Source organism: Brucella pituitosa, assembly GCF_003049685.1.
Lineage (GTDB): Bacteria > Pseudomonadota > Alphaproteobacteria > Rhizobiales > Rhizobiaceae > Brucella > Brucella pituitosa.
Genome location: NZ_PYSY02000001.1, coordinates 34,762 through 61,625, shown reverse-complemented (window position 1 = coordinate 61,625; position 26,864 = coordinate 34,762). Strand labels below are relative to the sequence as shown.

Sequence of the window (26,864 nt, the reverse complement as noted above, 5' to 3'; positions counted from 1 at the left end):
TCACTTATTCTCACGCATGTCTTTATCCAAAAACCGGTTCCCACTTTTTGGAGACATGCTTTACGCTTTCGGACGACCGGCCTTTTCCTCAAGGCCAGTCTGCGCCGTGCGGCGTTGCAACTCTGCAAGAACTTCATCAAGCGGCACATCAGCAATCTTGAGAACCACCAGCAGATGATAAAGCAGATCAGCGCTTTCCGTGACCACTTCCGCGCGATCACCGCTAACTGCGGCAATCACCGTTTCGACGGCTTCTTCACCAAGCTTTTTGGCGGCCCGCGTCTGGCCCTTGGCAAAGAGACTAGCTGTATAGGACGATCCATCCGTCGAAGTTGCACGTTCCGCAACGATGCGTTCAAGGTCGGAAAGTGTGAACTCAGTCATAGGATTTCCTTAAATCTTGCTCTTTAACGGACCGGATCAAGCCGCATCGGAATGCCAGCTTCGGCCATGTAGCGCTTGGCTTCGCCAATCGTATAGGTGCCGAAGTGAAAGATCGATGCTGCAAGAACTGCCGTTGCATGACCTTCGCGGATACCGTCGACCATGTGATCGAGATTGCCAACGCCACCCGATGCGATCACCGGAACGCGCACGCTGTCAGCAACAGCGCGCGTCAGGGCCACATCGTAACCCGCCTTGGTGCCATCACGATCCATCGAGGTCAGCAGGATTTCACCCGCACCAAGGCTCACCACCTTCTGCGCAAATTCCACCGCATCAATGCCAGTCGTCTGGCGTCCACCATGGGTAAAGATTTCCCAGCGGTCGCTCTCGCCAGCTCCTGAAACCTTCTTGGCGTCGATGGCCACAACGATGCACTGATCGCCAAACTTGTCGGCGGCTTCCGCGACAAATTCCGGGTTCTTCACCGCAGCCGTATTGATCGAAACCTTATCGGCACCGGCCAGCAGCAGCTTGCGAATGTCAGCGACCTGACGCACGCCACCGCCGACAGTCAACGGCATGAAGCACTGTTCCGCTGTACGGGCGATGACATCGAAAATTGTCTCGCGATTGTCCGAAGACGCCGTGATGTCGAGGAAGCACAATTCGTCTGCGCCTGCCGCATCATAGGCACGCGCTGCTTCCACCGGATCACCGGCATCAATCAGATCGACAAAGTTCACGCCTTTAACGACGCGACCGTCTTTAACGTCAAGGCAGGGAATGACGCGTGCTTTAAGTGTCATGCTGCGGCCCTCAACAGGGATAAAGCTTCTGCGGGATCGATGCGACCGTCATAAAGCGCACGACCGGAAATCGCACCTTCGAGCTTTCGGGCATCAGGTGCGGCAAGACGCTTAATGTCATCCATCGAGGCGAGGCCGCCCGATGCAATCACCGGAATGGAAACGCTGTCCGCGAGGCCAAGTGTCGAATCCCAGTTGATACCAGCCAAAACGCCATCGCGATCAATGTCGGTGTAGATGATGGCGGCTACACCCGCACCTTCAAATTTTTTCGCGAGTTCCACCACGCCAAGCTCGGAAGCCTCAGCCCAGCCTTCAACAGCGACATAGCCGCCCTTGGCATCAATGCCGACTGCAACCTGTCCCGGAAACTCCTTACAGGCTTCAATCACCAGCGCCGGATCGCGCACGGCAACAGTGCCTAGGATCACGCGGCGCAGACCTTTGGAAAGCCAGCTTTCGATATGGGCAAGCGTGCGGATACCGCCGCCAAGCTGAACCGGATTTTTGGTCGCTTTCAGAATGGCTTCAACAGCCTTGCCGTTGACGCTTTCGCCAGCAAAGCACCGTTGAGATCGACCACATGCAGCCATTCAAAGCCCTGATCCTCAAAAGCTTTGGCCTGTGCTGCGGGGTCTTCATTGTAAACGGTCGCCTGATCCATGTCGCCAAGCTTCAGGCGCACGCATTGACCGTCTTTCAAATCGATGGCGGGAAAAAGGATCATATCTTCAAGGCTTCCATTTCAGGAAATTAGCAATGAGCGAAAGGCCAAGCAGCTGGCTCTTTTCAGGATGGAACTGCGTGCCGATCATGTTGTCGCGACCGACCGTTGCGGTGACATCGCCGCCGTAATCGGTGACGGCCAGAACGTCCGCTTTGTTCTTCGCGTCGAACATATAGGAATGCACGAAATAGGCATGCAAGCCGTTCTCGCCGGTAGCGATTCCGTCAAAGACAGGATGCGAATGTTTCACGTGAATCCTGTTCCAGCCAATCTGCGGAATCTTGAGCGTCGGGTCGGTCGGCGTCATTTCACGCACATCGCCTTCGATCCAGCCAAGGCCTTCTGTCACTTGCTTTTCAAGGCCGCGTTCCGACATGAGCTGCATGCCCACGCAGATGCCAAGGAAAGGATGGGCTTTTTTCAGAACCACATCTTCCAGTGCTTCCACCATGCCAGAAACCGCATGAAGGCCGCGACGGCAATCGGCATAAGCGCCAACGCCCGGTAGCACAATGCGATCCGCGCTCGCCACGCGATCGGCATCCGCAGTCAATTCGATTTCAGCTTTCACACCGCTCTCATGGGCGGCACGCTCAAAGGCCTTGGTGGCCGAGCGAAGATTGCCGGAACCATAGTCGATAATTGCAACACGCATTTTCAGTTTTCTCCGCGATGACCGACAAATCCGATCGTCGAGCCAAATGAGGAATAGGTGGGACGAGGCGCCTGCTGCGCCCATTCAGGAGCTGGCGCCTCGGCAAGGAATGTCGCTGGCTTTGCCGCTTCTTCGAGACTGTAGAAGTAGCGGATCTCCGCTTCTTCCAGATCGGAAGCATCAACAACTGCTTTTTCGGCATAGCCCTGACGTTTGAGTTTCGCGATCTTCCAGTTGGCGCCTTCCAGCGCCACAAACAGCGAAAACAGCAACGTGATTAGCGGCACAGCATTGGAAATGTCCAATGCACTACCTGCCACACCCAGCAGGATCGTCACACCGAGAACGGCAATGGCTTCAAACCAAAGCCGTTGCAACAAAAGCCAGACTACCGGCAGGATCAGCGCCAATGTGTAGAATCCGTCGCGCACGAAAACCGCTTTTTCGGAACTCTGAGTTCCGGCTGGTTCGAGAACGACGAATTGCGCCATTGGTTTACCCCTTCAGCGACCCCTTGGTCGATGGAATTGCATCCTTCTGGCGCGGATCGGTTTCGAGCGCTGTGCGCAGAACCCGGGCCACGGCCTTGAAGATCGACTCTGCAATATGGTGATTGTTGGCACCATAGTGATTGTTGATATGCAGCGTAATGCCTGCATTCATCGCAAATGCCTGGAAGAACTCGCGCACCAGTTCAGTATCGAAGGTGCCGATTTTGGCAGTCGTGAAATTCACGTTCCAGACCAGAAAGGCACGGCCCGAAACATCAATCGCCGCACCCGTCAGCGTGTCGTCCATAGCCAGATCCATCGACGCATAGCGCACGATGCCGCGACGCTCACCAAGCGCTTTTGCAACAGCCTGACCGAGCGCAATGCCGGTATCTTCCACAGTGTGGTGATCATCGATATGCAGGTCACCCTTGGCCATCACACGCATGTCGATGAGCGAATGTCGGGAAAGCTGCTCCAGCATATGATCGAAGAAGCCGACACCTGTTGTAATGTCGAACTTGCCGTTGCCGTCCAGATCGACCGAAACGGCAATGCTCGTTTCTTTCGTTGAACGTTCGATGCTTGCTTTGCGGGCGCTTTCAGCCGTCATTGCATTTCCTCAGTTGAAATCTTTTCGCGTTCTAGAACAGCTGACCGCTTTTGCCAATGCTTTTAGAACTGCTCCCAATAATCTGACTTTTTGTTTGCGCGCATTTTACCCAAAAACCGTTTCACACTTTTTGGAATGCGCTTTTCCCAGCAGCGCATTTTACCCAAAAACCGTTTCACACTTTTTGGAATGCGCTTTTCCCAGCAGCGCATTTTACCCAAAAACCGTTTCACACTTTTTGGAATGCGCTTTTCCCAGCAGCGCATTTTATCCAAAAACCGTTTCACACTTTTTGGAATGCGCTGTCAGCCATTTGCATTTTGCCAGACGGTTCTTAAATATTCACAACGAAACCCGATTCAGTTAGCTCTAGAGCCGACAAACCGAGCTTCGCCCACATCAGGGGCTTATGCGTTTGCCAGATGGAAGCGTATAGGCCGCCAAAGGAGTGATCCATGATCGAACATAATCCCACGACAATTTACGGCACGACCATCGTTACCGTTCGCAAGGGCGGCAAGGTGGTGATCGCCGGTGACGGGCAGGTTTCGCTCGGCAACACCGTCATGAAGGGCAATGCGCGCAAAGTGCGCCGCATCGGCAAAGGCAATGTCATTGCCGGTTTCGCCGGTGCGACTGCAGATGCCTTCACGCTGCTCGAGCGCCTTGAAGCCAAGCTTGAACAATATCCGGACCAGCTGATGCGCGCCTCCGTCGAGCTCGCCAAGGACTGGCGCACCGACCGTTATCTGCGCAAGCTGGAAGCCATGATGCTCGTTGCCGACAGCAAGGTGACGCTGGCACTCACTGGCACTGGCGACGTGCTTGAACCCGAACATGGCGTCATGGCCATCGGGTCAGGCGGCAATTACGCGCTGGCCGCAGCCCGCGCGCTGATCGATACCGATAAGGATGCCGAGGAAATTGCCCGCAAGGCGATGGAGATTGCAGCCGATATCTGCATCTACACCAATCACAGCATTCTTGTTGAAAGCCTCGACGCCGAATGAGCTCAATAGCGCAAGCCTCAACTTCCAAAACACAACGTTGGGGCTTAGGTGCTCTGATCGTCCTTGCCATTCTCGCTATACAAGCCTCCTGGCTTTATATCGACGGACGGATTCCCATGTGCGAATGCGGCACCATAAAATTATGGTCCGGTTCGCTGATGACCGAAAACTCGCAGCATATATCCGACTGGTATACGCTCTCGCACATCATTCATGGATTTCTGTTCTACTGGCTTCTGACAGTCATCGCGCCAAAGGCTCCGCTGGGCTTGAGACTTGCCATGGCAGTCGGCGTTGAAGCCGTCTGGGAACTGGTCGAAAACTCGAATTTCATCATCGAACGCTATCGCGCCAATACGTCCTCAGTGGATTATTTCGGCGACAGTATCGTGAATTCGATTGCCGATACCATTGCCGCCCTGATCGGCTTTTTGCTTGCTGCAAAACTGCCAACAAAAATCACCGTCGCTCTAGCGCTGTTCTTCGAAGTTCTTGCGCTGATTATCATCCGCGACAACCTTACGCTCAACGTGATCATGCTGCTGCATCCGTTCGAGTTCATCAAGCAGTGGCAAACCGGGTTATAATCATGAGTAATTTTTCTCCCCGTGAAATCGTCTCCGAGCTTGACCGCTTCATCATCGGCCAGAACGACGCCAAGCGCGCCGTGGCCATCGCTCTGCGCAATCGCTGGCGTCGCCAGCAGCTGGAAGGCCAGATGCGCGAAGAGGTCATGCCAAAAAACATTCTGATGATCGGACCAACCGGCGTTGGCAAGACGGAAATCTCCCGTCGTCTGGCCAAGCTTGCAGGCGCGCCTTTCATCAAGGTTGAGGCCACCAAGTTTACCGAAGTGGGCTATGTTGGCCGCGACGTCGAACAGATCATCCGTGATCTGGTGGAAGCGGCCATCGGTCTCGTGCGTGAAAAGAAGCGCGACGAGGTGAAGGCCAAGGCACATATCAATGCCGAGGAACGCGTGCTCGACGGCCTTGTCGGCAAGACCGCAAGCCCCGCCACCCGCGAAAGCTTCCGCAAGAAGCTGCGTGAAGGCGAGCTGGACGACAAGGAAATCGAAATCGAAGTTGCCGATACGGGTGCTGGTCAGAATTTCGAAATCCCCGGCATGCCCGGTGCCAATATCGGCATGATCAATATCGGCGATATTTTCGGCAAGGCCATGGGCGGGCGCACCAAGACGCGCAAGACCACGGTCAAGGAATCCTATGCGATCCTGATCAATGACGAATCCGACAAGCTTCTCGATCAGGATCAGCTCATTCAGGAAGCCCTGCGTTCGACCGAAAATGACGGTATCGTTTTCCTGGACGAAATCGACAAGATCGCTTCGCGCGAAGGCGGGATGGGAGCAGGCGTATCACGCGAAGGCGTACAGCGCGATCTGCTGCCGCTCGTTGAAGGCACGACCGTTGCGACCAAATATGGCCCGGTGAAAACCGATCATATCCTGTTCATCGCATCAGGTGCTTTCCACGTTTCCAAGCCTTCCGACCTTCTGCCGGAGCTTCAGGGCCGCTTGCCGATCCGTGTGGAATTGAACGCGCTGACACGTGAAGATTTCCGCCGGATTCTCACTGAAACCGAAGTGAGCCTGATCAAGCAATATATTGCCCTGATGGCGACGGAAGAAGTGAAGCTCGATATCACCGATGACGCGATTGATGCTTTGGCCGATATTGCTGTCGATCTCAACTCAACGGTCGAGAATATCGGTGCGCGTCGCTTGCAGACGGTGATGGAACGGGTTCTGGACGACATTTCCTATAATGCGCCCGATAAATCCGGCTCTGCATTCAAGGTGGATGGCGATTATGTCCGCAAAACCATTGGCGATCTTGCCAAGAATACGGACCTGTCGCGCTTTATCCTTTAAGCGATGAACGTGACCAGAAAGTCACGCTTCGGTCCCATAATCCAGAAACACAAAAATCCCCTCGACTTCATCGAGGGGGTTTTTTATTTTGCGCCAGCTTTTACATGCTACTGCATAGTTTGAACTGATAGAACGACCTTTGTGCGCCCACTGGGGCGCACGGCGCTCTATAACCATATTGGGGCCGTTACCGCGCAATGACCAGCCGAATGAACCGTATTGCAGGCATCTGCCTTGCCATCGCTTTCTCCTGCCAAAGCGCCTTTGCAGCCGTTAGCGTGCCGCCGGGAAACCGCAATGACGAACAACCGCCCATTCCTGGTGCTTCAGCCAAGCGCACAAAAGAGCTGAGCACGACTTACGAAGCCAAGTATCGCAAGATTTATAATCTTCTGAAAAAGGACGCTTCGCTGCGCTCGAAAATCAAATCGACCGCTTCGGCTTACGGCATTGATCCGATCCATATTGTCGGCGCAATCGTTGGCGAACACACCTACAATGTCGATGTCTATGACCGGCTGCAGACCTATTACGTCAAGGCTATGTCCTATGTGAACCAGGGCGTGAGTTTTGGTTACGATGGCGAAAGCATCGGTCAGTTCGTGAAGCGCCCGGAGTTTTCGGAGTGCCTCAAGTTCAAGGACAGCTATTCGCTGTGGGGTTGCCGTGAGACGATCTGGAACAAGCAGTTCCGCGGAAAATCCGTGAGCGGCAAGACCTATCCGAACAATCGTTTCAGCGCCGTCTTCTTCCAGCCATTCTATGCAGGACAGACATTCGGCCTTGGTCAGATCAATCCGCTGACCGCATTGCAGATGTCCGACATGGTCAATCGTGTATCCGGCCTGCCGAAGCTCAACGCCGAGAACGGAAATGTGGTTTACAAAACCATCATGGACCCCGATCTCACGCTGCCATATATCGCGGCAACGCTGAAGCAATCGATCACAGCCTATCGCCAGATTGCCGATTTCGACATTTCGAAAAACCCCGGCCTGACCGCAACCCTTTATAATACTGGCGGTGCGGAAGCCCGCGCCCGTGCACTTGCCAATGAAAATGCCCAGCGCAAGGCATCCGGGCAGGCACCATTGATGCCGCAGGAAAACTACTATGGCTGGCTGGTCAACACCAAGCTCGATGAGTTGAAGGCGCTGTTTTAGAGCGAGAGGCTTCAGGTAAACATCGTTAAGTCGCAATCCCGGAAGCGGGTCTGCTCGGCCTGTTTATCAGACCAAGCAACCGCTTCTTTATTTTCGGATTAAGCTGCCGTTCGATCACCACATGATAGAGAATGGAAAACACGATCAGCCCGATTACTGTCAGGGTAATGGCACTGAACGGTGACATTGTGCCCAGAAGACCAGTTATTGCTATATAGCCAACATTCTGATGAATGAGGTAAAGCGCGTAAGTAGCGCCTCCCGAAATGCTCAAGGCGCGCCAGTAGCGTTTACTGATGTTCATTCTCATCAACATCAAGAATGCAATGATCGATAGCAGAATAATTATTGTAATCACCACCGGCGAAAATGTGACGGAATAAGCCTGTTCACCCCATGCTATCGCAGCAAGTGACGTGTATATCGAATAGGCAGTGGCCACTCCGAAAAGTGCAATCGCATAAAAAGAAAATTGTCGGCTCAACCAGTTGAGCACAATCCCCATTGCAAAGAAGCCACTATGTTCGGTGATAAACAGATTCTGTAAATGCTCCGAGCCAACATAAAACTCATTCAAAAATGAGAGCGCCAGCCAGAATGGAACGATCCTGAGCAGGTTTCGGAATTGGCCGAGTGCAATAATGATAAAAATCCAGCCATAGAAAATGACTTCAAGCACGATCGACCAATATGCTCCATCAACAAGCGGTTCGCCCAACAATTTGGAAAAGATGAACAGATTGGCCACATATTGCTTGGCGCTGACCTGAAATAGCGGATTGGACGAGAGCAATATAACCACAGCTGTCGTGCTCATGAGAATCACGAAGGTTGGATATATTCGCGCAAATCTCGACACTAAAAAATCGAGCGGTTTCTGCCCTTCAGCGGAGTATGCAATCACGAAGCCGCTGATGATGAAGAACAGGCTGACGCCGAGATAGCCGTAACGGGCAATACTCTTCACGAAGTCCGAAATGTCGAGCGCAGGCAATTCCCCTGCAGCTTCACCCCGAAATGCAAAGTGGTAAAACACAACCGCCAGGGCTGAAATGATGCGGAGAATATCGAGACCATAGATGTGTCTGGATTGTCCTGGATGCGTCATTGGAGCCGTGAGCCCCGCGATAAACGAGCAACAGCCTTCACCACAATCATCAAGAGAACCCCCATTCCCCAGCAACTTTCGCTGGCAGTGGGGTATAAAGTGTGCGGGTATAATTTCTCTTAATGTTGCTCTTAACGTTGCAGGGGCTTAAAGCCCCGGCGGCGCTTGCGTGCCGCCTCAATTTCTTCCGTCAGATGCTTGATCGTCTCGCGATCAATGATGCGGATGTTGCGGGCAAGCAGATTGGCCAGTTCTGTCGCCTGTGGAGAAAGACCGGACGTGTCGATCACCACGCGGGGATGCGAAACCGCCGCCAGATTTTGCAGCTCCTCGGCCTCGTCCCAGATAATATTGAAATAAGTGATGATGCGTTGCAGCAGATCCCAGGTTGGCTGGCCGCGTCGCCCATGCTCAAGCGCCGAAAGATAGGCAGGCGAAACGCGTAAGGCTGCAGCCATCTCCTTTTGCGTCACATTGCGCTCTTCACGCAATTCACGCAGGCGTTTGCCAAAGGGGGTCATCGGATCAGACCTCCATTCTGCGTTTGCTTGCGCAGGCGCACGTAAAGCGCGCCATGACCGCCATGATGATGGGCCGCATCTTCAAAAGCGCTCACCAGAAGCCGGAACAAGGGCGTCGAGAACCAGTGCGGCACCGCCTGTTTCAGCACGCCTTCGCTGCCAAATGAGCGGCCTTTGCCGGTAATCACCATCACATGCTTGAGCCCACGTGCATGTGCGCTCAGCAAAAAGCCATAAAGCAGCTCATAGGCATCGTTCTGCGTAAGCCCATGCAGATCGATACGCGCTTCGATATCCACGCGTCCCTTGGAAATCTTGCGGTGCGTTGGCCGATCAAAGCTATGGATCGGCATTTCCTTGAGAGAAGTAAGCTTCTTTTTTGGCGTCGCTGGCTCGCTGGAAGGCGCGGGCGCTTTTTGCGAAGGTTTTTTATCAGCCTCCTGCGCCATCACCGCTTTGAAATCCGGAAACTCTTCCTCTACAGAGGGCTTTTTGCCAGCCAGCGGCTTGGCCGTTTTGGCCACCGTTTCCCAGAGAATACGGTCTTCTGGCCGAAGATAGTCTTTCGCAGATTTTTGGCTCTTATCGGTCATGGATCAGTTCCCGACCAGAGCGCGCGGGACGAGCGCATAAAAATCGGCTTTACTCTTGATCCCGCCAGCGATCTCACCGGCTGCATCACCCGATCCTGCAAAGAGATCACCGCGGGCAGGGCCGACAATCGCCGTACCGGTATCCTGCGCAATCATGAGACGCGAAAATGGGGCATTATCGAACGCTGTAACGCTAGGTGCATCGACATAAAATGGCGTCCCGAATGTATGCAGCAGCCTGTCCACAGCGATGGAACGACCACCCGTCAGCGGAACCTTGGCGGCTGCGATCTGCCCGACATTCGGATCATCAACCGGTGCTTCGCGGAAGAAAATATAGGAACGGTTCTGCCAGATGAGGTCATCGGCCTTTTCCGGGTGATCTCTCAACCATTGGCGGATCGTTTGCATAGAGATTTCATCAGCTGAAATCTCGCCTTCCACCACCAGAACACGCCCAATGCCTGTAAAAGGGTGGCCGGTTTTGGCGGCATAAGTGATGCGCATAAAACTGCCGTCGGTGAGCTTTAACCGCGCAGCCCCCTGCACATGGGCGAAAAACGCATCGACCCGATCAGCGACATAAGCAAGCTCCAGCCCGCGCCCGTTCAGGCTGCCCTGCTCAATTAACCGGCGATCATCATATTCTTCGATACCGTCCGCTGTTTTGCGCGCAAAAGCATAAGAAACATCCATGCCCGCAGGACGGTTTTCATCGGTGATCTTCACAAGATCATCGGGCTTCTTCAGAAAAGGCACGGTGAAATGCGAATCCGGCGTTCGTGACGCCTCAATCTCCGGCTCATAAAAAGCCGTCACAAAACCTTCAGCATTGATGCGGCATGGGATAAAATGCTCTTCGAAAAAAGCCCGCGCCTGAGCCGTATCGGGATTGTCGAGAGAGCGGGCGGCAGCGAAAGCCGGTTGCAGCATCTCAAAGGTGATACCGAGACTGCCGCTGTTATAGCGATTATGTTCCGCATAATCGGCTGAACGACGAAAGGCCGAAAAGGCCAGCGCCTGATCGTCCTGATCCCAGCCCGGGCAATCGGAATAGCCCAGCGGGTGAAAAAATTTCGCCAATTGGTTCACAGCCGGACCCGTAACAATGCGATATTGAAAGGGCCGCCAATTTCGCGGCCCTGTTATAAAAGATCTCTTTAGTCTTCCGCTTCGGTCGCGACAAGCTTCCAGTTCGGATCGCGCGAGCGCGTATCGCGCGCAAAGGTCCAGAGATCGCGGATCTCGACAACGTTCTCCTGATCGCCTTCGACCAGATTACCGTCCTTGTCGAGTGTGGAAGAAATCATCTGGCTCACAATATTGAGTGTAACATGTGCTTCCGAGCCCTTCATTTCGGCATTGGCGATTTCCGCCTTATCAATGCCGACAAAGGTCGAACGCGTGCTTTCACCGCGTGCTTCGCGTTCATCGATTGCCGAAACGAAGCCTTCATAGACGTCCTTGGACAGCAGGTTTTTCAGAACCTTGCGGTCGCCATCAGCAAAGGACATGACGATCATTTCATAAGCAATCTTCACGCCATCAACGAAACTTACGGGATCAAAAGCAGGGTCGGCTGCCTGAATGGCACGGAGCCCATCATTGACCGGTGTGCCGGCGGGCGCGACCTTGTCGATTGCGGTGAAATCTTTTCGCCGGGTCGCTGCGGCAGGAAACGACATTGTCTGTTTCGCCGCTGGCAGTCTGTGCATCGGTATTACGTGCAGAAGTATAGGGATCAAATGGCGGTTTTTCATTTCCCGTACGGCGGCCAAGAACATTCCTCAGCTGAAGAAAGATTACCACCGCTGCGATGAAGAAGAATATCGTGCCAAAATCAAAAAATTCCATACCGCCTGCCACCAATGGACGTTTCGGGATTACAAATCCGTCTCACGTCGTCAATTTCGTTACATATACATATAGATCGGCTTCACTGATCATTCAAATCCCGATCACGCATACCTATCTGATATTGTATGATAGAGAGTTTCAATTTTGTAAGAATGCGAAGCATTTTTGCATGTATGTCATGAATAGAACAAGCGAATGAAGTTTGCTTCATTACAAACGCAAATCAACATAAGGTCGTAACAGACGTGTCCTCTTCCCTTGCACCCCTTGCCATACTGGCAATGCCATTCATCGAGATTGCAGGTTTTGTGATCGTCGGCAGCGAAATCGGTGTGTTTGCAACGCTTGGTCTCATTATCCTCAGCGCCATGCTCGGCTTTTTCCTGCTGCGCGTACAGGGCTTCGGGCTGTTGCAGCGTATCCGCACCGAAAGTGCTGCAGGACGTGTGCCGGACCGCGAAATGATGCATGGAGCAATGATCGTCGTCGCCGCCATCATGCTCATTGTTCCCGGTTTTGTCACAAGCGCCATCGGACTTCTGCTTTTCGTTCCATTTATTCGTGATCTCGTCTGGAACCGGTTTGTGCGCAACCGACTGGTGGTGGCGACTGCATCGACACGCTATTCGGGAGCCTATCGTCCGTATGAGCCTGAAGAAAACCCATATGGGCCTAAAGAAAACAATGTGATCGATCTGGACCCGGAAGATTATACAGCAAAGCCGGACGAAAACTCACCGTGGAATCCGGACCGCAAAGATCACTAATCACGCAAATACTAACCTAAAAACGGTTTCTTGCCTCATCTACGCACACATGCTAGCCAAGCATCACTGCTTTTTGGGCAACAAGATAAATCATTAAAGAGAAGGCATACCGATAATGAGCGATAAGGCCGCTGCGGGCGAAGTAAAGAACGGCAATGGCGCAACCGCCCAGCCGTCCCTCAACATTCTGGCCCAGTACATCAAGGATCTTTCCTTTGAAAGCCCAGGCGCGCCTCTGTCGCTGCGCCCACGCGAAAAGGCTCCTTCGATCAACATCAATGTGAACGTAAACGCCAATCCTCTGTCCGAAACAGATTTCGACGTTGTTCTGACGCTTGAAGCCAAGGCTGTCGACGGTAAGGACGTTCTGTTCAACACAGAACTGACTTATGGCGGCGTATTCCGCATTCAGGGCATCGCGCAGGAGCATATGCTTCCGCTGCTGTTCATCGAATGCCCACGTCTGCTGTTCCCGTTTGCTCGTCAGATCGTTGCCGATGCAACACGCAATGGTGGCTACCCACCACTGATGATCGACCCGATCGACTTTGCGCAGATGTTCCAGAGCCGTATGGCCGAAGAAGAAGCCAGAAACGCTGTAAAGAGCTAATCTCTGCACACATCAAAAGAAAACCCCGCTTTTGCGGGGTTTTTTTATTAGAGCATTTCCAGCAAAAGTGCGAAGCGGTTTTGCGTCGGATAATGCGAAAAAACAAAGAGATAGGGCATTTCCAATGATTCAAGAAAAATGGGAAATGCTCTAGAGATCAGTTTACGTATTTTTTCCAGATCGCCTTGTCGCCCATTTTTGCGACAAGAGCATCATGCGCGGCGCGTTCCTTTTCACTGATGCGTGACGCCAATGGCGTCGGACGCTGGCGGAGCACAATACCGCTATTGTTATCCGAACGACCATCGCCATCCGAATTTCCTGATGAGCTTAAGCCGAGTGCGGTCTGCTTGCCGCCAATCAGTTCAATATAGACTTCGGCGAGAATTTCAGAATCGAGCAATGCGCCGTGCAAAGTACGGTGCGAATTATCGATGCCATAACGCTTGCAAAGTGCATCAAGCGAATTCGGGCCCATCGGATTTCTGCGGCGCGCCAGTGCAAGCGTGTCGACAATACGATCAACGGCTATTTCCGGCTTTCCCAAACGACCCAATTCCGCATTGATGAAGCCAAGATCGAACATCGCATTATGAGCAACGAGCTTTGCGCCATCGAAAAACGCCATGAATTCATCGACAATGTCTGCAAAGCTCGGTTCAGTGAGCAATTGCTCATCAGTAATGCCGTGAACCGCAAGTGCATCGGGATGAACCTTGCGACCCTGTGGATTGATGAATTTGTGGAAGGTACGGCCCGTGGAAAGCGATTGATCATTTCCACACCGCCGATTTCGATGACGCGATCCTCCAGCCGTTCAAGGCCAGTGGTTTCCGTATCGAAAACGATCTCACGCATGGAAAAACCTTTCAAATGATGCTGTACTTTTAAAGTGTTGGAGCGACCTTTGTACGCCCAACAGGGCGGCACGGCGCTCTAGTGCTTTATAACATGGTCGGGCTGGCAATCAGGATTGATTGGAAGGCTTTCCACGCAATTCCGCGACGATGGCTTCAATCTGCAATCTCGTTTCTTCAAAGTCTCCCGAAGAATCGATGATAAAATCCGCACGCGCACGTTTTTCTGCGTCCGGCATCTGCCGAGCAAGAATGGCTTCAAACTTTTCTTCGCTCATGCCGGGGGCGGGACAGAACGCGTTCACGCTGAATGTCGGCGGGGGCTGAGACAACAGCCACCTTGTCCACGCGCTTCTCACCGCCTGTTTCAAACAACAGCGGAATATCGAGAAGCGCAATTTCGGCACCACTCGCGCGCGCACTCGCCAGAAAGGCTTTCTCTTCTTCATGCACCAGTGGATGAATGATGGATTCAAGCTTTTTGAGTGCCTCTGGCTTGCCAAGCACGGCTGCTGAAAGTTTTGTCCGGTCGACTGTACCATCCACAACGGTTCCGGGGGAAGGCGGCCTCAATCAGAGGCGCGGCTCTGCCCGCATAAAGCTGATGCACCGCATCATCGGCGCTATAGACCGGAACACCGCACTCAGCAAACATGTTTGCCGCAGTGGTTTTTCCCATGCCAATCGAGCCGGTCAGTCCGAGGATGATCATAAAGCGCCAGCCTTTTTCATATCATCCAAAATATAACGACGAAGCGCTTCTGTCACTTGCGGTCTTTTGCCAAACCAGCGTTCAAAACCGGGAACCGCCTGATGCAGCAACATGCCGAGCCCATCAACGGTTTTGAGACCCGCTGCTTCCGCTTTGGCCAGAAATGGGGTCTTCAAGGGAATATAGACAATATCGGTTGCAACGGCTGATTTTTGCGCCTCGCTCAAATCAAGCGGAAATTCTTCTGCCTCACCATGTCCGCTCATGCCAAGTGAAGTCGTGTTGACGATCAGACCCGCTTCTTTGACAACACGCTGCGCTGCGTCCCATCCATGCGCCGAAACACCTTTGCCGAAATGACTCGCCAGTTCTTCCGCGCGGCTCAATGTGCGATTGACGATGGAGATGCGCGAGAAACCCCGCTTCTGCAAAGCGTGCACAATGGCACGTCCCGCGCCGCCTGCGCCCAGAACCAGAGCCGTATCAGCATTGTCCCAATCCGGTGCCAGCGCATCCATATTGGCAGCAAAGCCATAGGCATCGGTATTGCCACCGCAAAGCTTGCCATTTTCGAGCCAGAGCGTGTTGACCGCGCCAATGGCCTCGGCCGCTTCATCGCGGCTTCCCACAGTCGCAAAAGCCACTTCCTTATGCGGGATCGTGACGTTGCCGCCGACAAAACCGCTTTGCTCAAGCGAGGTGGCAAATTCCACAAAATTTTCAGGTGCCACTTCTATGGCTTCATAGGAGCCTTCGAGACCCAGTTCCTTGAGCCAGAAACCGTGAATGAGTGGCGAGCGCGAATGTTTTATCGGGAAGCCTGTGACAAATGCCTTTTTAGCCATCGATCAAATTTTCCTTCCTCAATTCATGGAGCAACGGCAACAGGGGCAATCCGACGATGGTGAAATAATCACCTTCGATTTCCTCGAAAAGCTGGATGCCTGGACCTTCGACCTGATAAGCACCAACACTTGAAAGAGCAATATCGCCAACGCGACCAAGATAACGCCCGACAAAACCCGGATCGAGATCGCGCATGGTCATGCGGGCGACCGAAACATGCCGCCACAATGTTTCGCCATTTTTGACCAGCACCACAGCGCTGTTGAGCTGATGCGTCTTGCCCGAAAACAGTAAAAGCTGACGGCGCGCCGCGTCCATATCCACAGGCTTGTGGAAAATCTGGTCGCCCAGCGAAAGCGTCTGATCGCAACCAATCACCACGGCATCGGGATGGTTCTCACTGACAGATAAGGCCTTTGCTTCAGCCAGAACCTGCGCCACCTCTTGCGGCGTCGCACCGCTTTTATAAAGGGGGGCCTCGACCGCACGTTCGTCGATATCCGCGCTTTCGGTCGAAAACGCGATGCCGGCATTTTTCAAAATTGCCGAACGGAACGGGCTCTTGGAGGCGAGAATAAGTTTCGTGGTCATGACTGATCTTCCTTCTGCCATCGCGCAGCAAGGCCATGATAGCAGCTGCGGTTTCCTCGATCGACCGGCGCGACACATCGATCAACGGCCAGCCATGCCGGTTGCACAGGTTGCGGGCATAAGCCAGTTCTTCTGAAATTGAAACGCGGTCTGTATAAAGTCCGGTATCAAGCGACGGCGCATTGCCAAGCGGGCGGTTCTGCCTGATCTGCGAAATACGCTCTGCGGTCGCCACAAGGCCGACAATCAAAGGTCGCTTTGCGGTAAAGAGAACTTCCGGCACCGGAATGCCCAGAACAATCGGCACATTCGTCGCCTTGATACCGCGGTTCGCCATATAAATGCTGGTGGGTGTCTTTGATGTACGGGAAATTCCCACCAGAATGACATCCGCTTCTTCTATATCGAGCGGCAATTGCCCGTCGTCATGCTCCATGGTGAAATTAAGCGCATCGATCCGACGGAAATAATCGGCATTGAGCACATGCTGGCGCTGGCGCGGCGATGCGCAGGCGCGCCCAGATAAGACTGAAACGTGTTGAGAACCGGCTCCAGCACCGAAACGCTCGGCACCCCCATCTCCGCGCAGGATTCATCGATGATTGCAGCAAGCTTCTGATCAACGATTGTGTAGAGAACGATGCCAGGTTCAGCGTCGATATTCTCAAGCACTTTTCCTAGCTGCTTTTCGGTGCGGATAAGTGGATAGATATGCTCGATTGCCCGCGCATTGGCATATTGAGCGGCCGCAGCGCGGCCAGCCGCCAGGAGAGTCTCTCCCGTCGCATCAGAAATCAGATGAAGATGAAAGTAAGAAAGCGGTCTGGTCACAGTTTTCTCCCGTCCCTGTTGACGAGTGTGCGTAAAACGCAGGCTTCATCCACAAGCCATGGCAGGCGGTGGGAAACTTGGCAAGTCATCCACAGCGAGCCAACATGTGAGAAGCTTTGGAAAGCCATTGTGGACAAGACTCGTAACATTTGGAAATCACGGTGATATACCCAGCTTGTCCACAAAGAGACCGAAACTGCGTCAATTGGTAACCCCTTATATTCAATGAAAGATTTTAGTTTTCATTGCTTTTGTCCCGGTGATCGGTGAATTATCGCACAGGCTGAGATGGCCAGAGCGGAACTGTGGGGAAAAGACGGACAAACCTTAATCCCCGATTCCAACAGACTCTAAGAATCAAAAGATTCCTGAATCATCCTTTCTTTATGAGAGCCGGACGGGAAAACTTTCACACAGACCCAAGAAAACAGATCAGACAGGGTGGAATGTAATGAAGCGCAAGGTCCTGAAAGTGATAGACGGTGAGACAGTCTTTCCACCTCCAATCTGGATGATGCGTCAGGCCGGACGATACCTTCCAGAATATCGGGAAGTGCGCAAAAAAGCCGGAAGCTTCCTCGACCTCTGCTATTCACCCGATCTGGCAGTCGAAGTGACGCTTCAGCCAATCCGCCGTTATGGCTTTGATGCAGCCATTCTGTTTTCAGATATTCTGGTTGTCCCTCACGCCCTTGGACGAGACCTTCGCTTTGAAGAAGGCAAGGGTCCATTGATGACGCCAATCGATGCAGATGAGATATTCTGGCTTGAGACCGAAGGTGTCGCCAAAAGGCTGGAGCCGGTCTATGAGACGGTTCGGCTGCTCCGCGAGCAACTCCCCGACGAAACAACGCTGCTGGGCTTCTGTGGCGCTCCCTGGACCGTTGCGACCTATATGATCGCCGGTCATGGTACGCCTGATCAGGCTCCTGCTCGTTTGTTCGCTTATCGCTTCCCGGAAGCGTTTGAGAAGCTTTTGAATGATCTGGCGGATGTTTCAGCCGAATATCTCATCGAACAGCTCGATGCAGGCGCTGATGCCGTGCAGATTTTCGATTCCTGGTCCGGTGTTCTTGATGAAGATTGCTTTGAACGTTTCTGTGTTCGTCCGGTTGCCCGGATCGTTCAGAAGGTGAGGGCCGTTTATCCCGACGCGCGTATCATCGGCTTTCCGAAAGGGGCCGGGATGCTCTATGCGGGCTACCGCGAAAAGACCGGCGTCGATGTTCTTGGCCTCGATTGGTCTGTGCCGGTTTCTTTTGCGCAGGAATTGCAGAAGGAAGGCGCTATTCAGGGTAATCTCGATCCGCTGCGCGTTGTCGCTGGTGGCGAGGCTCTGGACGAAGGGGTTGATGCAATCCTGAAAAATCTCGGGCAGGGCCCGCTGATCTTCAATCTTGGCCATGGAATTACGCCACAGGCACCGATTGAAAATGTTCAGCGCATGATTGATCGGGTTCGTGGAGGCTGATGATGAGTGCTTCCGATAAGGCAAACAGCGGCAAGGCCGCTCTGATCCGTACCATCGTTGGTCTTGCAGTAGTGGTACTCGGTTTATGGGGATTGTTTCACGTGAATCCAGCTGATGCTTATCTTTGATCAAATCGATCCACGTCATTGCCGTGATCGCCTGGATGGCGGGAATGCTCTATCTCCCGCGTCTTTTCGTCTATCATTGTGCCGCAACACCCGGTTCCGAAACCTCTGAAACCTTCAAGGTGATGGAAAAGCGGTTGCTTCGTTTCATCATCAATCCCGCTATGGTTGTGACCTGGATCGCTGGCCTATGGATGGCGTGGGAGATTTTTGGCTTTAAGGGTGGCTGGTTGCATGCAAAGCTTTTGCTTGTCGTGTTGATGTCCGGTCTGCACGGTTATCTGTCAAAGGCGACGCGGCTTTTTGCAGAAGATCGCAACACCAAATCGGCCAAACATTGGCGAATCATCAATGAAGTACCGACGATCCTAATGATCTTCATCGTCATTCTTGTGATCGTGAAACCGTTCTGATTTCCAATTTTATAAAGAAAGCCCGGTATTTATCCGGGCTTTTTATTTGGCACCGGGTATTTTTAGCAGAGCCACTTTCCATTTTCTGAGACTCGCACTAGCTTTTACCTATTGAACAAAAGACCGACACGCCTTATGTGAGGCTTGCTCTTCGTGCTGCAAACCGGTATGGATGAGTCCTCTTCCCACCATGACAGCAGGCCTTCGATGCCGGTCACATTACCAAAGTGACCACCTTTCCGAACAACTGCATTTTCTCCTTAAATTTCAAAAGAGTTCCTCACACATGCAGGAAATGAAACTACAAGAACTTAAAAATAAGACCCCGGTCGAGCTGCTGGCATTTGCCGAAACGCTTGAGGTCGAAAATGCGAGCGCCATGCGCAAGCAGGAACTGATGTTCGCGATCCTCAAGAGCCTCGCTGCTCAGGACGTCGAAATTATCGGCGAGGGCGTTGTTGAAGTGCTGCAGGACGGATTTGGCTTCCTGCGCTCTGCCGACGCCAATTATCTCCCGGGTCCTGACGATATTTATATTTCTCCTTCCCAGCTTCGCCGCTTCTCGCTGAAGACCGGCGATACGGTAGAAGGCCCGATCCGTGGTCCAAAGGAAGGCGAACGTTATTTCGCGCTTCTCAAGGTCAACACGATCAATTTTGAAGACCCGGAAAAGATCCGTCACAAGGTTCACTTTGATAACCTGACGCCGCTTTATCCGAATGAGCGCTTCAAGATGGAACTGGAAGTTCCGACCTCGAAGGATCTTTCGTCCCGCGTTATCGATCTGGTTGCTCCGCTCGGCAAGGGCCAGCGCGGCCTGATCGTTGCTCCGCCGCGTACCGGTAAGACTGTTCTCTTGCAGAACATTGCGCATTCGATCACAGCCAATCATCCTGAATGCTATCTGATCGTTCTTCTGATTGACGAACGTCCGGAAGAAGTGACCGACATGCAGCGTTCCGTGAAGGGTGAAGTTGTTTCTTCGACCTTCGATGAACCGGCATCGCGCCACGTTCAAGTCGCCGAAATGGTCATCGAAAAGGCTAAGCGCCTTGTCGAACATGGCCGCGACGTTGTGATCCTTCTCGACTCCATCACGCGTCTCGGACGCGCTTACAACACTGTTGTCCCTTCATCCGGTAAGGTTCTGACCGGTGGTGTCGATGCAAACGCACTCCAGCGTCCAAAGCGCTTCTTCGGTGCCGCCCGTAACATCGAAGAGGGTGGCTCGCTCACCATCATCGCGACGGCGCTGATCGACACCGGCTCGCGCATGGACGAAGTGATCTTTGAAGAATTCAAGGGCACAGGTAACTCGGAAATCGTTCTCGACCGCAAGGTTGCCGACAAGCGCATCTTCCCGGCCATGGACATTCTCAAGTCCGGTACGCGTAAGGAAGACCTGCTCGTCCCACGCGCTGATCTTCAGAAGATTTTCGTACTTCGCCGTATTCTTGCGCCAATGGGAACAACCGACGCGATCGAGTTCCTCATCGACAAGCTCAAGCAGACAAAGAGCAATGGCGAGTTCTTCGACTCGATGAACACGTAATTTCGGTTTATCCATATTCAAACAAAACGCCGCGCTGATTAATCAACGCGGCGTTTATCTTTTCTAATCTTTGAAATTATCAGGAATGGCCTCTCAGCAGGATTTCGAGTGCGGCAGGGGTCTCGACAGGCGCGAGGCAGACTTGCCCCTTACAGAGCCAGGCTGACGGTTTATCTGCATGTGCGGTGCCGCCAGTCGGAAGTTCAATCGCTTTTCCAGCTTCAAACTGAATGAACTTATCGACCCGACGCGGATCGGGAATTCGTTGAGCCAATAAGCTGAGTTCGCCGTCGACGCTTTCATCAGCAATCACCAGAGACAGCGGTTCGGCTGCAAAGCGGGCAGCGTTCAAGATACCAATCTGACCATATTGCTGGACGAGCGCACGCCCCATGGCCTGTTCGACCAGACGTTCATTCTGCGTATAGAGATGCAAATCTCCGGTAACGAGAAACAGTCGTGTGAATGCTTCGATGATCTGGCTTGTCGCGCTTGGGATCGCTTCATCATAGTCGCCATAGCTATGCAGAATAACATCCTCGGCATTGAGAGCTGAGAGCCGATAATTGCCGGATGCATCGCGATTGTTTGCATCAAGCGCCTCTTTGAGAGCTATCGCATCGCGGATAAATGTTCTGTCCCCCGTCGCTTCAAACAGCGAAAGGGCGGCATTCATCATCGCTGCGTAATCTGTCGAGAGAGCGGGGTAGACCAGCACATCATCCATTTGGCAATGCGCCATGCGCCCATCATCGAACGATGCTCCTATCGAACGATAGGTTGAAACTGCATATTCAATCCAGTCTGATCGCTTGAAGCTGCGGCCGGCTTCAGCCAATGCGCGGATCATGAGGGCGTTCCAGTCTGTCAAAGCTTTCTCATCGCGGCCCGGTCGAACACGAGCATTGCGATAGTCGAGAAGCTTATTTCTGGCAGCCGCGATATCCGGGGGAACCGAAGGTTCTTCGTTGACGGCATGAAGACGGTTGAGAATGTTGCTGCCTTCAAAATTGCCTGCGGGCTTCACGCCATAATAGTTCTTGAAATCGCTCGCCTGATCGCCGAGGACGTTGTCGATTTCGGCCTCTGAGAAGATATAGAACTTACCCTCTTCGCCTTCGCTGTCCGCATCGAGACTTGATGCAAAGCTACCATCGGGCAACCGCATTTCGCGCACCAGCCACTCGATTATCTCTTCGATTCGGATACGGAACAATTCATCTTTGGTTTCTGCATAGGCATAAGTCGCATGGCGAATAGCTTGCGCATTGTCATAAAGCATCTTCTCAAAATGCGGAACGAGCCAGTCAGCATCGACACTATAGCGACAAAGCCCACCCCCCAGATGATCGTAAATGCCACCTTGCAACATTGTTCTGAGAGAAAGCAGAAACGCATCGCGATGTGAAACTTCGCGATTATAGAGCCAGGACAGCCATAAGGCATCCATGAAGGGTGCATTGGGGAACTTGGGCGCATTATCAATGCCACCGCGCACCGGATCGAACATCGCATGGATACGGTCTGCAACTTCGTTAAATCGCGTCACTTCATTGGCGCGTGCTTCACTTTGTGCAGCCAGTTGTACCTCCAGATGGCTGAACACAGCTTCGGCATTATGGTTAATTTTTTCTTGATTTCCCTGCCAGAGATTATTGACCGCTTTGAGCACGTCAACGAAGCCGGGCAGGTTATGACGCGCTTTCGGAGGAAAATAAGTTCCACCCCAGAACGGCTTACCATCAGGACGCAGGAACATGGTGAGCGGCCACCCACCTTGCTGGCCCATGGCACTTAACGCAGCCATATAAATCTGATCGATATCAGGCCGTTCCTCGCGATCCACTTTCACATTGACGAATAGCCTATTCATAACGCCAGCAACTTCTGGGTCTTCGAAAGACTCATGCGCCATGACATGACACCAATGGCAGGCAGCGTAACCAACGGACAGCAGGATAGGGCGGTTCAATTCGCGTGCAGCATTCAGTGCATCTTTGCCCCAAGGCTGCCAATGAACCGGATTATCGGCATGCTGACGAAGATAAGCACTAGGCTCGCGGCTAAGCCGGTTGCTGCTGATATCAGTCATAAGCCTTTTCTTTCCTGACACGAATGAATATCACGTACTCATCTATATAGAACGGGAAATCAAATGAGCGAGCCGCAACATCTTCAGGACACCATTTTTGCCTTGTCGAGTGGGCGCCTTCCGTCGGGCGTTGCAGTCGTTCGGATATCAGGTCCGCAAGTTCGATTCGTAATCGAAACGATTATTGGCAAGATGATCGAGCCGCGTTATGCTGCTTACAAGACGTTCCGCACACGGAATGGAGATGCCATCGACCGTGGGCTGGCGCTTTTCTTTCCCGGTCCGAACAGCTTTACCGGTGAAGACTGCGCGGAGTTCCATCTTCATGGCGGTATCGCTGTTGTTGAAAAACTGCTTGAGGAGCTCGGTAGCTTCCCGAATTGTCGAATTGCAGAAGCTGGAGAGTTTACGCGCCGGGCTTTTACCAACGGTAAGATGGATCTGACAATTGCGGAAGGTCTGGCGGATCTGATTGCGGCAGAAACGGAAGGGCAGCGCCGTCTGGCATTGCAGGTTGCCTCCGGCGCACAGCGTCAACTTTATACGGAATGGCGCCAAAGGCTGGTGCGCGCTCGGGCTTTAATTGAAGCTGAGTTGGACTTCGCTGATGAGAGCGATGTCCCCGGTTCCGTTTCGGGGCAGGTTTGGGAACAGCTCAAAAGCCTGCAGGGTGAGATTGGGCGTCATATAGAGAGCGGAAAACGCGCTGCAATGCTGCGTGATGGTCTACATGTGGTTATTGCTGGCGCGCCGAACGCTGGTAAGTCCAGCCTGCTCAATTTACTTGCGGGTCGTGAGATTGCGATTATTTCAGATGAGGCGGGGACAACACGCGATCTTCTGGAAGTGAAACTGAACCTTGGCGGCATTCCGGTTTATGTGACGGATACTGCGGGATTGAGAGAGACCACAAGCAAGGTTGAGAAGATCGGTATTGATCGCGCGCGGGAGCGCGCTGCTGAAGCGGATTTGGTTTTGCTGCTTGAAGATATGCAAAATCCAATTGCTGTTTCTTTAGATAATGGTGGTGCGGATGTCTGGACCATCGGGACCAAAGCTGACCTTGGTACAGGTGACAGAGCGGCCTGGCAGTATCTCATTTCAACAAAGACTGCGGATGGTCTCAGCCATCTGTTGGAAGCCTTGCAGGCATTTGCCGAAGAACGCATCGGACTAATCAATGATGCTGTCCCGACGCGCCAAAGACATATCAATCTGCTGCAATCGACGATTTCCGAAATCGACACGGCCGCCGAACGGGACGATCTTCCGCTGGAGCTGCGCGCGGAGAATATGCGTCGCGCATCTCAATATCTTGGCCGGATTACCGGTGACGTCGATGTCGAAGAGATATTGATGTCATTTTCACAGTTTTGCATAGGAAAATGAGTGATTCACGTGAAACAGTGGGCTTTAGCCAATAGCACTCAACAGTGTTTCACGTGAAACATCTGTGGAATCTGTTCCGGCTTATTGACTCCCATTCACATCCGTGAGTCGCGTTCCGTATCAAATTTATCAAAGAGTTGATCGCGGTCTGGTTGGTTACCCTTCCGCCGAAGGCATAAACATGTCAAAGAGACTGCTTTCTAAACTGGATTCGGATGCATCAGGATGAACACCAAGAGTTCTACCGAAGTGACAGCTTTGATGTCATTGTTATTGGTGGTGGACATGCGGGCTGTGAGGCGGCGGCAGCTTCGGCTCGCGCTGGCGCTCGCACTGCTCTCGTGACGCATCGTTTTGATACGATTGGTATCATGTCCTGTAACCCGGCCATTGGTGGTTTGGGAAAGGGACATCTTGTTCGCGAGATTGATGCACTTGATGGCCTTATGGGCCGCGTTGCCGATAAGGCTGGTATTCAGTTTCGTTTGCTCAATCGTCGTAAAGGCCCAGCGGTACGCGGTCCACGCACGCAGGCTGATCGTAAGCTTTATCGGCTGGCGATGCAGGAACTCATTTCTGAGCAGGAGAACCTTACGGTTGTTGAGGGTGGCGCTTCCGACATTCGCATCACCGATGGAAGCATTTCCGGCGTCGTTCTCGGCGATGGTCGCGAGCTCTCTTGTGCCGCAGTTGTATTGACCACTGGTACGTTCCTGAACGGCCTTATCCATATTGGCGAAAAGAAGATCCCTGCTGGACGCATGGGTGAAAAGCCTGCGCTGGGCCTTTCTGATACTTTGCGTGGTCTTGGTTTTGCAGTCGGTCGGCTTAAGACAGGGACGCCGCCGCGTCTCGATGGACGGACAATCGACTGGCAGAGCCTTGATATGCAGTCTGCAGACGAGGACCCGGTTCCGTTTTCTCTGATGACGGATAAGATCACGACACCGCAGATTGATTGCGGTATTACCCGCACGACGCCTGAAACCCACGCCATAATTCGTGCCAATCTTCATCGGTCGGCGATGTATTCTGGTTCTATCGAAGGGATCGGTCCACGCTATTGTCCATCGGTGGAAGACAAGATCGTCAAGTTCGGGGACCGGGATGGACATCAGATCTTTCTGGAACCAGAAGGACTGGACGACCACACTGTTTATCCGAACGGAATTTCGACGTCGCTGCCTGAAGAAGTCCAACTTGCCTACCTCGCGACCATTCCGGGTCTGGAGAAGGCGATTATGCTTCAGCCGGGATACGCTATTGAATATGATTTTATTGATCCGCGCGAGTTGAAGCGCAGTCTGGAGACACGACGCGTCACCGGGCTTTTCCTTGCAGGGCAGATCAATGGCACCACTGGCTACGAAGAAGCGGGAGCGCAGGGACTTCTCGCTGGCCTCAATGCCGCCAAGCGGGCAGGGGCAGCGATCAATTATCATACAGCGCACTGAAGCTTATATCGGCGTCATGGTCGATGATCTGACTTCCAGAGGTGTGAGCGAACCTTATCGTATGTTTACATCACGCGCGGAGTTCCGTCTGTCGTTGCGTGCTGACAATGCGGATCAGCGACTGACGCCTTTAGCGGATCAGCTCGGTATTCTCGGCAGCGATCGCCGCGATAAGTTTGCTGCCCGTCAGGATGCTTTGTCGTTGGCGCGTAGAATGACTAAAGAGCTGACTATCACACCAAATCAGGCAAGCCGACATGACCTTCATCTTAATCAGGATGGCGTTCGTCGCTCGGCCTATGATCTGCTGTCTTATCCGGATATCGATTTGCAGAAGCTGCAGACTATCTGGCCAGAGCTGAATGCAATTGATTCTATCACGCGGGAAGCGCTGGAAATCGAAGCACAATACTCGGTTTATATGGATCGCCAGCAAAGCGATATCGCTGTGATGGAACGCGAGGAACGGCTTTTCATTCCGGCAACATTGGATTTTGATGGGATCTCGGGTCTTTCCAATGAGCTTAAAGCCAAGCTCAAGCAGCGTAAGCCTGAGACAATTGCCGAGGCGCAACGCGTTGAAGGTATTACACCGGCAGCGCTTGCATTGCTTATTACGCATATCAAGAAGCACGGCACGCGCGAACGCGCGGCGGCTGAACTAAGCGCCGAAAAGGGCGTAGCATGACTGTGGATAGACGTTATTCGAGCTTGAAATCGATTGTTCCTGATGTTTCACGTGAAACAACGGACCGGTTGATTGCCTTTGAAGAGCTGTTCCGCAAGTGGTCATCGGCCATCAATCTGGCATCTCCTTCGACACTCGCTGATCTCTGGAACCGCCATATTCTCGATAGCGCACAACTATTTCCGCTTGCATCAGATGCAAAGCGATGGCTCGATCTTGGTTCCGGTGGTGGCTTCCCCGGTATTGTAACTGCCTGTTTTCTGAAAGAATCTCCCGGCGCTTCGATTGATCTTGTTGAAAGTGCGGGAAAAAAAGCGGCCTTCCTTCGTACCGCAGCTGGTCATTTGACTGTGCCAGCACGCATTCACTCCGCACGTATTGAAGCTATGTGGGATAAAATCGATGTGCCGGATATCGTAACAGCCCGTGCACTCGCCTCGTTGAGCGATCTTTCAAGCTTGCCGAGCCCTGGTTAACCAGTGGTTCAAAGGCACTTTTCAAAAGGTCGGGATTACCAGAGAAATCGATGAAAGCCGTGTCGGCTGGAGTTTCGATCTGGTACAACATGAAAGTGCTATCGATAATAGCTCGGTGATACTTGAGATCAGCAATCTGCGACGCATCTCCGGTTAATCCGGCCC

At 52.8% G+C, this 26,864-nt stretch carries 22 protein-coding genes and 8 pseudogenes; 12 read left to right on the top strand and 18 right to left on the bottom strand.

What is annotated here, in order from left to right:
• Positions 1 to 60: 60 nt before the first annotated feature.
• The 7 genes and pseudogenes from C9380_RS00320 to C9380_RS00290 form a co-directional block, all read right to left on the bottom strand.
• Positions 61 to 384 carry a phosphoribosyl-ATP diphosphatase gene (locus tag C9380_RS00320; protein WP_024898434.1) on the bottom strand — a complete coding sequence of 108 codons (324 nt, stop codon included), beginning with the start codon at positions 382 to 384 and terminating at the stop codon, positions 61 to 63.
• A gap of 23 nt (positions 385 to 407) precedes the next feature.
• A complete protein-coding gene (gene hisF, locus C9380_RS00315; protein WP_105705585.1) occupies positions 408 to 1,193 on the bottom strand; it encodes an imidazole glycerol phosphate synthase subunit HisF in 786 nt (261 codons plus the stop codon).
• Positions 1,190 to 1,920: pseudogene (gene hisA, locus C9380_RS00310) on the bottom strand (1-(5-phosphoribosyl)-5-[(5-phosphoribosylamino)methylideneamino]imidazole-4-carboxamide isomerase). The gene hisF and the pseudogene hisA overlap by 4 nt, the downstream one beginning before the upstream one ends.
• A 4-nt stretch (positions 1,921 to 1,924) precedes the next feature.
• The gene (gene hisH / locus C9380_RS00305; protein WP_128092758.1) at positions 1,925 to 2,575 is read right to left on the bottom strand and encodes an imidazole glycerol phosphate synthase subunit HisH; all 651 of its coding nucleotides are present in this window, start codon (positions 2,573 to 2,575) and stop codon (positions 1,925 to 1,927) included.
• A gap of 2 nt (positions 2,576 to 2,577) precedes the next feature.
• Positions 2,578 to 3,066, bottom strand: coding sequence for a DUF2628 domain-containing protein (locus tag C9380_RS00300; RefSeq protein ID WP_128092757.1), 489 nt, complete (start codon positions 3,064 to 3,066; stop codon positions 2,578 to 2,580).
• Positions 3,067 to 3,070: 4 nt separating this feature from the next.
• The gene (gene hisB / locus C9380_RS00295) at positions 3,071 to 3,679 is read right to left on the bottom strand and encodes an imidazoleglycerol-phosphate dehydratase HisB (RefSeq protein WP_094540894.1); all 609 of its coding nucleotides are present in this window, start codon (positions 3,677 to 3,679) and stop codon (positions 3,071 to 3,073) included.
• Between the two features lie 62 nt (positions 3,680 to 3,741).
• A complete protein-coding gene (locus C9380_RS00290; protein WP_128092756.1) occupies positions 3,742 to 3,954 on the bottom strand; it encodes a hypothetical protein in 213 nt (70 codons plus the stop codon).
• A gap of 180 nt (positions 3,955 to 4,134) precedes the next feature.
• Between C9380_RS00290 and hslV the strand changes: the two genes are divergently transcribed.
• The 4 genes from hslV (at position 4,135) to C9380_RS00270 (ending at position 7,746) form a co-directional block, all read left to right on the top strand.
• Entirely contained in the window at positions 4,135 to 4,689 is a 555-nt protein-coding gene (gene hslV / locus C9380_RS00285; protein WP_024898440.1) for an ATP-dependent protease subunit HslV, read from the top strand.
• Positions 4,686 to 5,276 carry a DUF2585 domain-containing protein gene (locus tag C9380_RS00280; RefSeq protein ID WP_094540893.1) on the top strand — a complete coding sequence of 197 codons (591 nt, stop codon included), beginning with the start codon at positions 4,686 to 4,688 and terminating at the stop codon, positions 5,274 to 5,276. Before hslV ends, C9380_RS00280 begins: the two co-directional genes overlap by 4 nt.
• A 2-nt stretch (positions 5,277 to 5,278) precedes the next feature.
• The gene (gene hslU / locus C9380_RS00275) at positions 5,279 to 6,583 is read left to right on the top strand and encodes an ATP-dependent protease ATPase subunit HslU (RefSeq protein WP_094540892.1); all 1,305 of its coding nucleotides are present in this window, start codon (positions 5,279 to 5,281) and stop codon (positions 6,581 to 6,583) included.
• A 197-nt stretch (positions 6,584 to 6,780) separates the two neighbouring features.
• Entirely contained in the window at positions 6,781 to 7,746 is a 966-nt protein-coding gene (locus C9380_RS00270; protein ID WP_024898443.1) for a DUF1402 family protein, read from the top strand.
• A gap of 25 nt (positions 7,747 to 7,771) precedes the next feature.
• Here C9380_RS00270 and C9380_RS00265 read toward each other — a convergent pair whose 3' ends face one another.
• The 5 genes and pseudogenes from C9380_RS00265 to C9380_RS00245 all read right to left on the bottom strand — a co-directional run bounded on the left by C9380_RS00265 (position 7,772) and on the right by C9380_RS00245 (position 11,822).
• Complete coding sequence (locus tag C9380_RS00265) at positions 7,772 to 8,854, bottom strand: acyltransferase family protein (RefSeq protein WP_128092755.1); 1,083 nt, start codon at positions 8,852 to 8,854, stop codon at positions 7,772 to 7,774.
• Positions 8,855 to 8,985: 131 nt separating this feature from the next.
• Positions 8,986 to 9,375, bottom strand: coding sequence for a helix-turn-helix domain-containing protein (locus C9380_RS00260; RefSeq protein ID WP_024898445.1), 390 nt, complete (start codon positions 9,373 to 9,375; stop codon positions 8,986 to 8,988).
• A complete protein-coding gene (locus C9380_RS00255) occupies positions 9,372 to 9,968 on the bottom strand; it encodes a Smr/MutS family protein (RefSeq protein WP_128092754.1) in 597 nt (198 codons plus the stop codon). The genes C9380_RS00260 and C9380_RS00255 overlap by 4 nt, the downstream gene beginning before the upstream one ends.
• A gap of 3 nt (positions 9,969 to 9,971) precedes the next feature.
• Positions 9,972 to 11,060 carry a murein transglycosylase A gene (mltA, locus tag C9380_RS00250; protein WP_111785603.1) on the bottom strand — a complete coding sequence of 363 codons (1,089 nt, stop codon included), beginning with the start codon at positions 11,058 to 11,060 and terminating at the stop codon, positions 9,972 to 9,974.
• A 68-nt stretch (positions 11,061 to 11,128) separates the two neighbouring features.
• A pseudogene (locus C9380_RS00245) lies at positions 11,129 to 11,822 on the bottom strand (Tim44/TimA family putative adaptor protein).
• Positions 11,823 to 12,070: 248 nt separating this feature from the next.
• On the opposite strand from C9380_RS00245, the gene C9380_RS00240 reads away from it, so the two are divergent.
• Positions 12,071 to 12,592 (top strand): FxsA family protein, encoded by a 522-nt coding sequence (locus C9380_RS00240; RefSeq protein ID WP_100558410.1) that lies wholly within the window; start codon positions 12,071 to 12,073, stop codon positions 12,590 to 12,592.
• Between the two features lie 115 nt (positions 12,593 to 12,707).
• Positions 12,708 to 13,202: a protein-export chaperone SecB gene (gene secB, locus C9380_RS00235; RefSeq protein WP_024898450.1), complete on the top strand. Its 495-nt coding sequence runs from the start codon at positions 12,708 to 12,710 to the stop codon at positions 13,200 to 13,202.
• A 157-nt stretch (positions 13,203 to 13,359) separates the two neighbouring features.
• On the opposite strand, the pseudogene dnaQ reads toward secB, so the two are convergent.
• The 5 genes and pseudogenes from dnaQ to C9380_RS00210 all read right to left on the bottom strand — a co-directional run.
• Positions 13,360 to 14,060, bottom strand: a pseudogene (dnaQ, locus tag C9380_RS00230) (DNA polymerase III subunit epsilon).
• Between the two features lie 109 nt (positions 14,061 to 14,169).
• Positions 14,170 to 14,771, bottom strand: a pseudogene (gene coaE, locus C9380_RS00225) (dephospho-CoA kinase).
• Positions 14,768 to 15,616 carry a shikimate dehydrogenase gene (locus tag C9380_RS00220; protein ID WP_128092753.1) on the bottom strand — a complete coding sequence of 283 codons (849 nt, stop codon included), beginning with the start codon at positions 15,614 to 15,616 and terminating at the stop codon, positions 14,768 to 14,770. The pseudogene coaE and the gene C9380_RS00220 overlap by 4 nt, the downstream one beginning before the upstream one ends.
• Positions 15,609 to 16,208, bottom strand: coding sequence for a Maf-like protein (locus tag C9380_RS00215; protein WP_111788070.1), 600 nt, complete (start codon positions 16,206 to 16,208; stop codon positions 15,609 to 15,611). The genes C9380_RS00220 and C9380_RS00215 overlap by 8 nt, the downstream gene beginning before the upstream one ends.
• Positions 16,209 to 16,215: 7 nt before the next feature.
• A pseudogene (locus tag C9380_RS00210) lies at positions 16,216 to 17,039 on the bottom strand (pyruvate, water dikinase regulatory protein); the annotation flags it as partial.
• A 451-nt stretch (positions 17,040 to 17,490) separates the two neighbouring features.
• Here C9380_RS00210 and hemE point away from each other — a divergent pair.
• The 3 genes and pseudogenes from hemE (at position 17,491) to rho (ending at position 20,600) form a co-directional block, all read left to right on the top strand.
• The gene (gene hemE, locus C9380_RS00200; protein ID WP_024898456.1) at positions 17,491 to 18,510 is read left to right on the top strand and encodes a uroporphyrinogen decarboxylase; all 1,020 of its coding nucleotides are present in this window, start codon (positions 17,491 to 17,493) and stop codon (positions 18,508 to 18,510) included.
• A 2-nt stretch (positions 18,511 to 18,512) separates the two neighbouring features.
• Positions 18,513 to 19,048: pseudogene (gene hemJ, locus C9380_RS00195) on the top strand (protoporphyrinogen oxidase HemJ).
• 286 nt (positions 19,049 to 19,334) lie between these two features.
• Positions 19,335 to 20,600: a transcription termination factor Rho gene (gene rho, locus C9380_RS00190; protein ID WP_024898458.1), complete on the top strand. Its 1,266-nt coding sequence runs from the start codon at positions 19,335 to 19,337 to the stop codon at positions 20,598 to 20,600.
• Between the two features lie 79 nt (positions 20,601 to 20,679).
• Here the strand turns inward: rho and C9380_RS00185 are convergent, their stop codons facing one another.
• Entirely contained in the window at positions 20,680 to 22,692 is a 2,013-nt protein-coding gene (locus tag C9380_RS00185) for a thioredoxin domain-containing protein (protein WP_128092752.1), read from the bottom strand.
• A gap of 63 nt (positions 22,693 to 22,755) precedes the next feature.
• Here C9380_RS00185 and mnmE point away from each other — a divergent pair, with 63 nt between their 5' ends.
• The 3 genes and pseudogenes from mnmE to rsmG all read left to right on the top strand — a co-directional run bounded on the left by mnmE (position 22,756) and on the right by rsmG (position 26,856).
• Positions 22,756 to 24,081 (top strand): tRNA uridine-5-carboxymethylaminomethyl(34) synthesis GTPase MnmE, encoded by a 1,326-nt coding sequence (gene mnmE / locus C9380_RS00180; protein WP_128092751.1) that lies wholly within the window; start codon positions 22,756 to 22,758, stop codon positions 24,079 to 24,081.
• 215 nt (positions 24,082 to 24,296) lie between these two features.
• A pseudogene (mnmG, locus tag C9380_RS00175) lies at positions 24,297 to 26,223 on the top strand (tRNA uridine-5-carboxymethylaminomethyl(34) synthesis enzyme MnmG).
• A pseudogene (gene rsmG, locus C9380_RS00170) lies at positions 26,220 to 26,856 on the top strand (16S rRNA (guanine(527)-N(7))-methyltransferase RsmG). The pseudogenes mnmG and rsmG overlap by 4 nt, the downstream one beginning before the upstream one ends.
• Positions 26,857 to 26,864 lie beyond the last annotated feature (8 nt).